Source organism: Acinetobacter sp. Res13-Abat-PEC15-P4-01, from assembly GCF_015676285.1.
GTDB classification, from domain to species: Bacteria; Pseudomonadota; Gammaproteobacteria; order Pseudomonadales; family Moraxellaceae; genus Acinetobacter; species Acinetobacter nematophilus.
This window is the reverse complement of the sequence record NZ_JADAIN010000015.1, coordinates 79,014-91,753: the sequence shown is the minus strand read 5'-3', so window position 1 is coordinate 91,753 and position 12,740 is coordinate 79,014. Positions and strand designations below refer to the sequence as shown.

11 protein-coding genes, 2 tRNA genes and 1 other RNA gene are annotated in these 12,740 nt (G+C 38.7%); 5 read left to right on the top strand and 9 right to left on the bottom strand.

Annotated features, from left to right (window positions below; genetic code table 11):
* Nucleotides 1-215: 215 nt before the first annotated feature.
* A tRNA-Leu gene (locus tag IMO47_RS05485) sits at nucleotides 216-301 on the top strand.
* A gap of 218 nt (nucleotides 302-519) precedes the next feature.
* Nucleotides 520-1,476 carry an RDD family protein gene (locus IMO47_RS05480; protein WP_196076106.1) on the top strand — a complete coding sequence of 319 codons (957 nt, stop codon included), beginning with the start codon at nucleotides 520-522 and terminating at the stop codon, nucleotides 1,474-1,476.
* Between the two features lie 82 nt (nucleotides 1,477-1,558).
* Here the strand turns inward: IMO47_RS05480 and IMO47_RS05475 are convergent.
* The 4 genes from IMO47_RS05475 to coaD form a co-directional block, all read right to left on the bottom strand.
* Nucleotides 1,559-1,635 (bottom strand) — tRNA-Met (locus IMO47_RS05475).
* Between the two features lie 64 nt (nucleotides 1,636-1,699).
* Nucleotides 1,700-2,077, bottom strand: an RNA gene (rnpB, locus tag IMO47_RS05470) — RNase P RNA component class A.
* Nucleotides 2,078-2,097: 20 nt separating this feature from the next.
* On the bottom strand, nucleotides 2,098-2,367 hold the full coding sequence (locus IMO47_RS05465; RefSeq protein ID WP_196076105.1) for a YfhL family 4Fe-4S dicluster ferredoxin: 270 nt from the start codon (nucleotides 2,365-2,367) through the stop codon (nucleotides 2,098-2,100).
* A 1-nt stretch (nucleotide 2,368) separates the two neighbouring features.
* Nucleotides 2,369-2,860 (bottom strand): pantetheine-phosphate adenylyltransferase, encoded by a 492-nt coding sequence (gene coaD, locus IMO47_RS05460; protein WP_196076104.1) that lies wholly within the window; start codon nucleotides 2,858-2,860, stop codon nucleotides 2,369-2,371.
* 160 nt (nucleotides 2,861-3,020) lie between these two features.
* Here coaD and smpB point away from each other — a divergent pair, with 160 nt between their 5' ends.
* Entirely contained in the window at nucleotides 3,021-3,497 is a 477-nt protein-coding gene (gene smpB / locus IMO47_RS05455) for an SsrA-binding protein SmpB (RefSeq protein ID WP_004828309.1), read from the top strand.
* A gap of 50 nt (nucleotides 3,498-3,547) precedes the next feature.
* Here the strand turns inward: smpB and IMO47_RS05450 are convergent, their stop codons facing one another.
* The 5 genes from IMO47_RS05450 to rluD form a co-directional block, all read right to left on the bottom strand.
* Entirely contained in the window at nucleotides 3,548-4,864 is a 1,317-nt protein-coding gene (locus IMO47_RS05450) for a hypothetical protein (RefSeq protein WP_196076103.1), read from the bottom strand.
* 422 nt (nucleotides 4,865-5,286) lie between these two features.
* On the bottom strand, nucleotides 5,287-6,756 hold the full coding sequence (locus tag IMO47_RS05445; RefSeq protein WP_242052610.1) for a hypothetical protein: 1,470 nt from the start codon (nucleotides 6,754-6,756) through the stop codon (nucleotides 5,287-5,289).
* A 240-nt stretch (nucleotides 6,757-6,996) separates the two neighbouring features.
* Nucleotides 6,997-7,563: a flavodoxin family protein gene (locus IMO47_RS05440; RefSeq protein WP_196076101.1), complete on the bottom strand. Its 567-nt coding sequence runs from the start codon at nucleotides 7,561-7,563 to the stop codon at nucleotides 6,997-6,999.
* A gap of 126 nt (nucleotides 7,564-7,689) precedes the next feature.
* Complete coding sequence (gene pgeF / locus IMO47_RS05435) at nucleotides 7,690-8,433, bottom strand: peptidoglycan editing factor PgeF (RefSeq protein WP_196076100.1); 744 nt, start codon at nucleotides 8,431-8,433, stop codon at nucleotides 7,690-7,692.
* Nucleotides 8,434-8,471: 38 nt separating this feature from the next.
* Entirely contained in the window at nucleotides 8,472-9,524 is a 1,053-nt protein-coding gene (gene rluD / locus IMO47_RS05430; protein ID WP_196076099.1) for a 23S rRNA pseudouridine(1911/1915/1917) synthase RluD, read from the bottom strand.
* A 71-nt stretch (nucleotides 9,525-9,595) separates the two neighbouring features.
* On the opposite strand from rluD, the gene IMO47_RS05425 reads away from it, so the two are divergent.
* Together IMO47_RS05425 and IMO47_RS05420 are read left to right on the top strand one after the other, a co-directional pair.
* Nucleotides 9,596-10,618, top strand: coding sequence for an outer membrane protein assembly factor BamD (locus IMO47_RS05425; protein WP_196076098.1), 1,023 nt, complete (start codon nucleotides 9,596-9,598; stop codon nucleotides 10,616-10,618).
* 149 nt (nucleotides 10,619-10,767) lie between these two features.
* Nucleotides 10,768-12,681 (top strand): CHC2 zinc finger domain-containing protein, encoded by a 1,914-nt coding sequence (locus tag IMO47_RS05420; RefSeq protein WP_196076097.1) that lies wholly within the window; start codon nucleotides 10,768-10,770, stop codon nucleotides 12,679-12,681.
* Nucleotides 12,682-12,740 lie beyond the last annotated feature (59 nt).

Genomic DNA, 12,740 nt, shown 5'->3' with positions numbered 1-12,740 from the left:
AATGGATTTCCTCTAAGTTTTTTTATCCAATCAATTTAGAGCCTGAATATTGCGTTTTCATCTCAGAATGATGAACAGATCATGACAAAAAGTAGCTGTTCTGTTGGGTAGAATGCTTCATTTTCAAACATAAACATCTGAATTGCTTGAAAAGAAAGCAATTCGTATTAAATACGCTTGCCAAGAGAAAAACACTCCTTTATTATGGCGCACATGCCCGAGTGGTGAAATCGGTAGACACAGGGGATTTAAAATCCCCCGCCCACAAAGCGTGCCAGTTCGAGTCTGGCCTCGGGCACCATTTTAATATGTTTTAAAATGGTGCAATTAAAGAATCCAGCGATTGCTGGTTTTTTTTCGCCTAAAATTTAATGTCTCCTAATTATTCATTGTTAAATATTCAACATTGACACTTATTGCAAAATTTAAGAGCATACCTTTTTCTGGTTCCCACATACTTTAATATTTATAATGTGGATAATTTTCAATATTCTTATAAACTTAATTTAACCAAATCTTATGAAAGAAATTCCAAATCAGGCTAAAACCGTTGCCCCAATATTTCCTCGTCTGTTCGCCTTTATCGTTGATTGTTTGATCGTCAGTGTTGCTTGTCTCGTGGTGGGCAAAATACTTTATCCATATTTTGAAAATTCAGCTTTTATTTTCCAATGTATCGGTACGCTCCTTTGCCTGTTTTATTTCGCAGCTTTCAATAGCACTATTGGTGAAGGCAAAACCATCGGAAAAATACTCTGTAAAATTCGTGTAAAAGATTTTACAGGCAGTTCAATTTCACCCATTCATTCCTTCATTCGATCCAGCATTTTCATTATTCCATTTTGTTTTATTGGTTATCTACAAAATTTTTCAAATCAGACACTTATACTGATTTTAATTATTTTCCTATTCCAAAGTATTGTTTTTGCATGTTTCTACTTGGCAATTTTTAACGGAAACAGCCAACAGTCACTTCATGATTTGTTGACTCATACACAGATACTTAGAAATACGCAAACCAATATGTCTCAGCAGCCAATTTGGAAAGCACATTACTACATCCTATCGTTGATTACCGTAATCATTCTTTCAATCAATATCTGGCATTATGTTCAAAATCAATATTTATCAACATCTGATTTTTCTTTAATCTCTGAAGATATTAAAAATGTTCAGATTGAAAATCACTATACGGCAATCGGCGAAGCAGAATCAGCCAATCAAGTTCTCATTTTAACAGTCAGCCAACCCGCTTATCTTTATCATGTTGATGCTGCTAAAACATTAGTTCAAACACTTCAACAAGACAGCAATATTTTAACTCAATATAAAATCAATCAAGTGCAATTTAATTTTTCCTACCAATTCGGTTTGGCAAAACTATCAAAAGCAACAATTTATGATTATAAAAGGACGGCTACAACGGCTCAGCTAACCCATATAGGGGAAAATACATCTGTTAAAATTGGTTTTTAAAAAACAGCATATCAATGTTTTTTAAGATGCATATTTGAAAGATAAAAAAAGACCACGTTTTTGGAAACGTGGTCTATAAAAATGGTGGCTATGACGGGACTTGAACCTGTGACCCCCGCATTATGAGTGCGGTGCTCTAACCAACTGAGCTACATAGCCTAAAACTGTGCGCGCATTATCTGCTGTAACTCACGTTACGTCAAGCAATAATTGCAATAAAATTCATTGAAGTGAGCCGATAAGCCGGGTTCTGTCTAGAACGATCATTCCTCTAGGCGCACAATCACTCATACGCTCAAGCGACCTACCCGGATCCAGCATGGGCCATGCCTGTAGGATCCCTATTTGGTCTTGCTTCCGGTGGGGTTTACCATGCCATGAACTGTTACCAGTCATGCGGTGCGCTCTTACCGCACCCTTTCACCCTTACCTTCCATTTCTCCGAAAAGAAACGATATTGAAGGCGGTCTACTCTCTGCTGCACTTTCCGTCGGTTCACACCGCCCAGGCGTTACCTGGCACCTTGCCCGATGAAGCCCGGACTTTCCTCCCCTGCTTCAATCACGGAGATCTCCACAGCAGCGATCGTCTGGCTCACTTCGGGGCGTATGCTAACAAATTTTACTGGGAATTGCTTGCGCTTTTTTGAGCAATTAAACTTTTATACTTTTCCATCAAGTCATCTTGGCTTTCCAAATGATTCAGATCACGTGGAATACAATCTACTGGACAAAAAAGTGCACACTGCGGCTCATCAAAATGCCCCACACATTCTGTACATAGGTTTGGATGAATTTCATAAATTTCCTCCCCCATAAAAATGGCTTCATTCGGGCATACCGGTTCACATACATCACAATTGATGCATTCATCAGTGATTATTAAAGACACATTACCAACCTTGTTGATGTTTACGGTGAAAAGCTTCCACCACACATTGTGGCACAAATTTAGCAACATCACCTTTTAATCGTGCAATTTCCCGAACCATTGTCGAAGAAATAAATGAAAATTGCTCTGAGGGGGTTAAAAATACAGTTTCAAAATCATGGTCCAATTGACGGTTCATATTGGCAAGCTGAAACTCATATTCAAAATCTGAAACAGCTCTTAATCCACGTAAAACTGCGGTCGCATTCTGTTCACGAGCAAAATTTACCAATAAGCCATCAAAGCCAACAAACTCAACATTCGGTAAATGTTTAAGTGATATTTTCGCTAAGTCTACACGCTCTTCTAAACTGAATACTGGATTTTTATGATGTCCGATAGCAATTGCGACCACGACTTCATCAAACATCCGTGAAGCGCGGGCAACCAAATCCACATGGCCATTGGTAATTGGATCAAAAGTTCCTGGATAGATGACACGAGTTTTAGACATCCATTTGTACTCAAGTTTGTTATGTAGAGCTATAGTTTAACAAAAACTTAAATCTTAGCGAATAACCTCTGCACATTTAGCCTTTGCTTTAATTGTGAAATGACTTCACCTGAAGCCGAGTTTGAGGCAGAATAAGGCTATTCTTGGAATTATTTGTATTATGTCGAAAAATATTGTCGTTAAAAAAAATAATGGCGGGACGATTGCACAAAATAAACGTGCGCGTCACGATTATTTTATTGAAGAAAAATTTGAAGCTGGGCTTTCGTTGCAAGGCTGGGAAGTCAAGTCATTGCGTGCTGGACGCATGACCATTACAGAAAGCTATATTACCTTTAAAAATAATGAAGCATTTCTTTTTGGCGCTCAGATTCAACCATTACTTTCAGCATCGACTCATGTTGTGCCTGAAGCGACGCGCACTCGTAAATTACTTCTTTCACGCCGTGAGTTAGAAAAGCTCATGGGTGCAGTAAATCAAAAAGGTTATACCTGTGTACCTTTGGCTTGTTATTGGAAAGGTCATTTAGCAAAACTTGAAATTGCTTTGGTAAAAGGTAAACAGTTGCATGACAAACGTGCCACTGAAAAAGACCGTGACTGGCAACGTGACAAAGCACGTATTATGCACAAATAATAAAAAACCTCCTGAGTGGAGGTTTTTTATTAATCCTATCGTAATGATGTTTAACAGAATTTTAATGAACCATAGCAGTTAGGCGCGAAATCCTGGTTTTTAAGCTGTAAATCTTGCAATGGAAAATTGACTGATGTATTCGGTAAATTAATATTACCGATTTCTAATGAGCTGCCCAATAAACAATCTAAAGCTTGGCAGGATGGTACAGCTGTCGTCGCCAATGCATTACTTAATGGACCAACGACTTGCTTAAGTACATCATTAGTAATATCGATTCCTTTAGAAGGAGTGACATTTCCAATATCAACAGCATCTTCAAATGCCATCCACCAACCTCTCTGAGCAGTCACCTCAGCATTTGGCCACCATACATTCTGACTTTGCAATGATAAAGAAAAAGGATTATTTAAAGGAATCTTATGGATATAGCCCAAACTTTCACTGATCGTTAAGTTTGCTGTTAATCCTGTAATATCACCGTTGACCTGTTTCTCTAAATTTAATGTTCCCAACAAAGGAATTTGTACACCCGCTTTTAATCGACCACCGAAGTTTAAACGGTCAATATAAGCTTTGCCCGTCAAGTTCACACTACTTTGTCGCATCCCATTAATTGTTGCTGAGTCAACTTGAATGGGTGCTGTAGTACTTTGCAAAGTTAAATTATAATCTGTTGAAGATAAGGGCAATCGCCCACAAAAAAATAGCACGCAAACATCTACATTTCCGGTAATTGGCATTTGAGTATCTGTATAACTCATGCCTCGACTATTTGTATAACCTAAACCGGTGGTCGCTTTTGTCTTTAAAAATCCACTGAGTGAATTAATACCATTAGGTGTTTCAGAGTTTTCCGTGCCCGCAGTCAACATTCCCAAAACTTTTTCAGCACTGAGACGTAAACCCACGACTTCTCGAGTAGATGCAGCTTCAGGATTCTTGATCGCAAACTCTAAAAAGGGATTGGTTAATTTTGCACTTGAAGCCACTCTTCCTTCTCGGGTATCTGCCAGACCTGAAAGACTCAGATTATCAATATCAATATCGCATCCGCCAGCACCATTGGCACCGCCACATCCTAGTTGTAATTTTTTTATGTTGGCATTGAGTTCTAGTTCTGCTTCAAGTCCAAGTTTATAAAATCCTACGCCCTGCCCTTGCATTTTGTTGGCAGCATCGTTTGGAGCAATATACCCCAGACTCATCAATGCTTGACCTTGAACCTTTGAAAGTTCTGTATCATTTAACTCAACCAGACCTTGTGACTGAGAAAAATTTGCAAAACCATAAGTTGAAACGAATAATCCACTAAAAATTAAAACCATCCTACTGATTTCAATTACCTTTTTCACAACAATATCCATATCACCTGCTCAGATTTTTATTATTGGTCAAAAATATAGGAAAACCAGCAGTAACAGAATAGCCCATTGGGACAAATAGGCTGTCTCATTTGATAATGTTAATTTTCATTTAAATGAGCGCATGATTTTTAAGAGTTTTTATGTAAATTATTTTTGTTTAGTTATGTAATCACATTAAATTATCATGCAGCATGCAACAAAAAAGTTGATGTATTTGTCAACAAAATTTCTGAAAATTTATACGTTGTTTAGGGATGCATGAATCTAACCAGATTATTAATTTTATAAAATAAATTTGACGCTCTAAATCATATTGAGAGTTGAGTAAGAACCTTTATTTTGAGTCGATATGATATGAATAATTCTTCTTGAAAATTGTAAAAAAAAGAAAACCTTAAAAAGCAGATTTTCTTTATAAACATTTAGCAGAATTTCAACTTCCCATAACAATTAGAAATGACTTCCTGATTCCCTAAACGCTGGTTTTGCAATTTAAAATATATTGGATTCTGCATGGTAGCCGAATTCAAATCAGCCACAACTTTAGATGTTAAGGGGTTATTTAACAATAAACTAATTACTTGAAGTAAATTACTTGCTGTTGCTTGCGGTTTATTAACATAGTTGGGGGTTAGTGTTTCAGTCACTCGATCGGCGACCTGTCCTAGAATATTATCATCTAAAATGATTTGATTCGTTACATTCAAATGCCCCAGTTCAATTGGTTTCGCAAAGGACATCCACCAGCCTGGTTGCGCGACATCTGTATTTTTACTCATGAATGCCAAATTACTTTTTGAAGTATCTGAGGGATCTAAATATGCGCCAGGCCACAACAATGCCATTTGTTGTAATGATAAATATCCACCCGTACCTTCTAATGGAATGTTATGAAACATACTCAGTGACTGCTCAAAATCAATTTTCATATTCAAGTTATTAATGGCAGAGTCTTTTCCCATTTTAAATCTTGCCTGTGGTTTGAGTAATGTAATCAAATTACATCCTCGACCGCTTACCCCCCTACAATTCAGATCGACTTCCAATAGATCACTGTTAAATAAAGCGGGGTTAAATTGTCCCGCGGAATCAGCTGCAATCGGAATTTTATCAATCTTTGTCAAAATATTATTCACTACAGCTACTTTTTGTCTTGAACCGTTAATTGTGAATGCAGGTAAAACGAAATCAGTAGAAACTGATGGCACAGTAATTCCAGTTGAAGCTGAAGAAAATGGTTTACTCACAAAGTTAATATCCGTATTAGCTACAGCACAATCGTTAATTATTCCAACACACAGTCTTGCAACACCACCTAACTGCTGGTTTTGAGTTAAACCGAATTTAGTTTGTGCGGTACTTGCTGTGCCTGTAGTTTGGGCGATTCGCATAAAACCACTCAGACTTTGTATCCCATCCGTTGTCGATGGTGACTGATTGTTTGCCAGACCTGCTGTAAGTAATGCACTGATTTGTTCTGCACTAAATCGAATTCCTTTTACTTCACGTGTTGAAGCCGAATTTGGATTGCTGATTGCAAGCTCCATGAATGGATTAATTAATTTAGCACTGGTTGATGCACGTCCTTTGCTGTATACGGGCACACCATTTAAATCGTAAAAATCCGGTAAGCCACTGAGCGCTAGATTTTTAATGTCGATATCACAAGCTCCGCCACCTTTAGAGCCACCACAGCCAAGCTGAAGGTTTCTAATATTGGCATTGAGTTCCAACTCTGCTTCCACACCTAATTTATAGAATCCAATATTATTTGAGGTTACATTCCGCATTGGATTTGCCGAATCTCTAGGTGCTAGATACGATAGACTCATCAACGCCTGACCTTTAACCTCAGACAGCTCTGTATCATCTAACTGAATCAAACTACTCACTTTTTCATCATTCGCAAAACAACTGACTGACAAAAAAAATACTGTTGACGCTAAGACCACCATTGCAGTTTTAATTGTTTTTCTATTACAGATATCCATATCATCCACGCATACTTTTTATTTTCAAAAAACATAGCGCAATGTGATACGGGAAAATTCGCTTACTGCGACAAATTAGCTAGCATGTCACGACAATGAATGATTCATTTGAACAACACATGTGAGGCGATGTTATATAAATCAGTCTTTATTATGTGAAGTGATTTTATTTAACAACAATGCAAGATACTCACCAAACCACAATGCAGTTTGTAAGTCACCCGATGGCGGTGTCATATCGACTGGTGCATTGTCGGATTGTGTCATTAAACCCAAATAGCCTGCCATACGATTTAAGTCCGTTGGCTTAATTCCTGTCGGCATTAAAGGTAAACCTGACCATAACATGCCGTGTTGCATCGCAAAGATATTAATCTGTTGCAGTACAGACAGTTTGTCTCCACTTAAACCACCTGAATTGGTAAATGCAGCAGCAAGTTTGCCTTGCCAATCACGATTTTTCCAACGCTTGGAAGTGGAATCCATAAACATTTTAAATGGACCTGTCACACTGCCCATATATGTTGGTGAACCAAAAACAATCGCGTCTGCTCGGTCTAGAATATCCCAATCAATATGTTCAATATCCATTTTATGGACAGTCAATCCAACCTTTTCTATGCCTTGCGCAATATAGCTCGCAACTTTGGCAGTATGACCAAACGGGCTGTGGTAAACGATCGCGATAGATTTGGTAGATAAAGACATATCAATTGAAAACAAACAAATTTAGTCAAGTTTAACATCAATTCATTTTTAAACAATTCTTGTCATGGTTTAAAAGTACTTGAACTGAATCTATAAAACAGAATAAATGTCATAAAAATATAAATTTTATTTTTGCATAAATACAAAAGTTGCCATACGACCTGTTTTAGGATGACGACGGTAGGAGTAAAAGTCGTCAGACTGACGATAAGAACACTGATCCCCCCCTGTGACAGTTTCAACGCCCTGCTGTTGTAGAATATAGCGGGCAATGGCATATAAATCCGCATAGTATTTACCGGCCTGTTCACCATCAATAAAAGCATTTTCCAATGCAGCATATTTCGTACAAAAAGCAGCTTTTACTTCCTCGCCAATTTCAAAACAGGGTTGACTGATTGCAGCCCCTAACCATGCCCATGTGGGTTGGGATGTCATTGCTGAAATGGTATTTTCAATAATTCCACCTGCTAAACCTCGCCAACCTGCATGTAAATTAGCAACTTCAGTACCCTCCGCATTTCCCAAAACCACAGGTAAACAATCCGCAGTCATCATCATCAAGGCATGACCCTGTGTCTGCGTCACCAACCCATCTCCCACTAAAGCATTCACTGTAATTTCTTCATTGATGCTGTGGCAAATCGTACTGTGTGTTTGGGTCATCCATGTGATCTTTTTGACACCGTGCACAGCAAATTCATCTAGTAAAATCATCCGATGCTGCTGTACCCGTTGCGGATCATCATTCACATGCAATGCTAAATTCAAACCTTCCAACTCTGGCTGTACAGATGGCAATGCCAGTGGATGTTGTATATGTGTTTGCCCCACATACACACCTTGAGGTAATCCTTGAACAAATTGCATGTGGTTCTCCATTAATCGTCAATTTATTTTTAAATCAATCAATATGCTTTATTTTCAGAACGTAAAACTTCTACCAAGTTTGTGAAATCTTCTGGCCAAGGTGCTTCAAACATCATTTCCTCTTGAGTGCGCGGATGAATGAGTCCTAATTTAGAGGCATGCAAAGCTTGGCGTTTAAAATTACGCAAAGTACTGCTTAGCTTTTCCGAAGCCCCAGCAGGTACTTTAACGCGACTTACATAGACAGGATCACCAACCAATGGGTAACCAATATAGGTAAAGTGGATGCGAATCTGATGGGTACGCCCCGTCTCTAATTGTGCTTGTACACGCGTAAAATGCTGAAAACGCTCCTTAACATTATAATGTGTCACTGCATCGCGACCACCCGGCAAGATCGCCATTTTGACACGATCTACAGGATGCCGCTTGATCGGTTCATCAATTGTTCCACCTGCAATGATATGACCATAACAAATTAGATCATAAACACGATAGACTGATTTTTTAGCCAATTGCTTGCTCAAAGAAAACTGAGCTTCTAAGTTTTTAGCGACAACCAATAAGCCACTGGTATCTTTATCAATGCGATGAACCAACCCCGCTCGGGTTAATTCAGCAGATTTAGGATAGTGGTAAAGTAAAGCATTCACCAAAGTACCATTTGGATTACCTGCACCTGGATGTACAACCATACCTACAGGTTTATTGATGACCATAATATCGTCATCTTCATAGACAATATTTAAAGGAATATTCTCAGGCTGCGCAGAAGTTTGGGTTTCCAGTTCCACATTAAGACTTAACTGTTCATTGCCTTCACATTTATACTTAGGCTTGACCGTGTTACCATTTACCAACAAATGACCTTCTTTCATCCACTGCTTAAGTTTTTCACGAGAAAACTCGCTCCAAACCAGTGCAGCAACTTGGTCAATACGTTGCCCTAAATAGCTTTCATCCAGTTGAAATTGCAACGATAAACGTGTTGCAGTTGGTGCAGAATTATGATTATCTGCATCCTCAGAATCTTCAAGTAAATTGAAATCATTTTCTGAGAAATTAGAATTAGAAGAGTGTGCTGAAGTCATTTGCTCATTCGGACAAAAATGGTTTAATAGCGCAATTGTAGCCTATTGCCCGTATCAACAGAGGAATTTTTATGTCGCTACCACGTTATAAAGTCACAATGCTTGCTTTAACTGTAGGCTTAGCAACAGTATTTGTAGGTTGTAGCAGCAATCCCAAGAAGGAGGTTGTCGATACAGGTCCAAAATCAAATGAGCAGACTTATTACAATAATGCGATAAAATCACTAGACCGTGGGCAATACGGTGATGCTGCCAAAGCATTGGAAGCAATGGATACTTACTTTCCAACAGGACAGTATGCACAACAGGCTCAACTTGAACTGCTTTATACCAAGTTCAAGCAAAAAGACTATGAAGGCACAATTGCACTGGCAGACCGTTTCATTCGCTTAAATCCTCAACATCCAAATTTAGACTACGCCTATTATGTGCGTGGTGTTGCAAACATGGAGCAAAATTATGACAGCTTGCTTCGTTATACTTCATTGAAACAGGCACATCGGGATGTCGGTTACTTAAAAAATGCTTATCAAAACTTTGTTGATTTGATTCGTCGCTATCCATCCAGTCAATATTCGGTTGATGCTGCGCAACGCATGAAATACATCGGTCAGGAGTTGGCTGAAAGTGAGATGAATACTGCCCGTTTCAATCTTAAACGCAAGGCTTATTTGGCGGCAATCGAACGTTCACAATGGGTGGTTGAACATTACCCACAAACTCCACAAATTCCTGAAGCTTTAGCCACCATGGCGTATGGTTACGACAAGCTGGGTGATAAAGATACTGCACAACAGTATATTGAAGTACTTAAACTGAATTATCCAAACCTTGTTAAATCCAATGGTGAAGTCAATCTACGTGCTGCTCGTAAAGAAGGAAGCTGGTGGAACCGCGCGACTCTTGGTATTTTGGGTCGCGGCGAAAAAGCTGAAGTATCAAAAGATACAAATACGGAAACATCAACCCACTCAGAACAGAAGTCAAGCCTATTGAATAAAGTTAGCTTTGGCTTGCTTGATCGTCCGAATCGTGAAGTTTCAAAAGAACCTGCTCGAGCAGATGAAAGCCTATATGACGGTCAACGTAAATAATGCGTGATAGGAAATATCGTCTTTGACAGGACATGATCGCGAAAAATCAAGACGGGTTTTTTACCCGTCTTTTTTATTCATGGATATTTTTAAGTTTAAAACTGCGTTAAACTTAAAAAAGACTGATCACGATACATGACTTTAACTTTATGGCTATTCCTCAGCACACAATAGATCAAATTTTAGATCGTACCGATATTGTCGATCTCATCGGTCAACGTGTGAAATTGAAAAAAACGGGTCGCACCTATTCAGGTTGCTGCCCTTTTCATCAGGAAAAGTCCCCTTCTTTTCATGTATATCGTGACAAACAGTATTATCATTGCTTTGGTTGCCAGGCAAACGGCAATGCCATCCGTTTTCTCATGGATATTGATAATCGAAACTTTGTCGATGTCATGAAAGAGCTTTCCAGTCACGCAGGTGTAGAGCTTCCTAAAGACAACCAGGACAATAAAAAGTTGTCTTACAAGCGTGAAACGGTAAAACCACAAGCCAGACCTCCAGTTCAAATCCAAGAAAATAAAAATGTAGATTCATCGTCAAATGAACAGAAATCAGCACGCCCCCCTGTTTTTGAAATGGATCCTTTTGAGGCATTTAATCAATATCCAGATCCAGAACATTTTGATCCCACTCAATTTGATCAGACAGGCTTTGAACACATTCCACAAGATGGGAATCTTTACGACTTACTTGAAAATATCGCTCAATTCTATGAACGCCAATTACCACAGAGTAAAGTTGCACAAAATTACTTTAAGCATCGTGGTTTAAGTACCGAAACCATTCAATATTGGCGTTTGGGTTATGCACCTGAAGATTGGCAACATTTAGAAAAAGCATTCCCTCAAGATATTGAAGGTCTAAAATTACTGGGTTTGATTCGTACCAGTGATAGTGGACGTGACTTTGATTTACTTCGTGATCGGGTAATATTTCCTATCCGAGACCATAAAGGTCGTGTCGTTGGTTTCGGGGGACGTGCGCTCAATGACGAGATCAAACCAAAATATATCAACTCCCCAGATTCAGAAGTTTTCCATAAAAATCAACTTCTCTATGGCTTGTATGAGGGGCGCAAAGACCGTGCTCAAAACTGGCTCATGGTTGAAGGTTATATGGATGTTATTGCGCTACAGCAAAATGGAATTTCTGGTGCAACGGCAACCCTCGGTACAGCAAGCAATGCCGATCATTTAAGTATTTTATTTAAACAAAACAATCAGATCACCATTGCGTTTGATGGAGATGCAGCAGGTCAAAAAGCCGCTCGTCGAACTTTAGAAATCGCCTTGCCCTTGTTAAATGATGGACGTGAACTTAAATTCTTTGTACTTCCCAAAGAACATGATCCAGACTCTTTAATTCGCAAGGAAGGTCTGGAAACTTTTCAGCGGATCTGGCAACAATCTCCATTATTATCAGATTTTGTCTTTGCCTTATTGAGCCAAAATTATGACGTTACAACGCCTGAAGGGAAAAGTCAGGTGATGGCTGAACTGAATCAATTGACTGAGCTACTTCCCAAACAAGGTTCATATCGTTATCTGTTAAGACAATTTTTTAAAGAAAAGCTGGGCTTTAACCGCAAATGGCAGCCTCAAGTCAGCTTGGATGCATCGCTGTCATTTAACATTCGTACCAAAGATGAAGACTTTGCTGTTGCCATTCTGATGCAGCATCCATTTTTATATATTCACTTTGAAGTCTTGCGTGCATTTATTCATCCAGATGAATTGCTGGCAAAAGTCCTCGCTGTTTTTGACCGTATTTTTGATGATTTGCCCGATGATCAAGAACTGGCAACCTATTATATTTTAGGTGCTTGCAGTGCATATCACTTAGAATTATCCGAAATTATGCAACGAACCAATATTCAAGCTTTGACAGAAGCGCCGGAAATGGCAGATAAGTTAGCTTCGGACTACTCTCTGGCATTACAAGAAAAGTATTTAAAGCAAAAACTTAAAGCACCAGCCTCATTAAGTGAGTCTCGTAATTTACGTAAACAACTCAATGAATTAACAAAACAAATTAGTTTAAAGTTGGTTCATAGCTAACATACAATCCATATCTTGAAGCGCATGTCGCTTAACGGCTTCTGTGGGTTGTATTACTG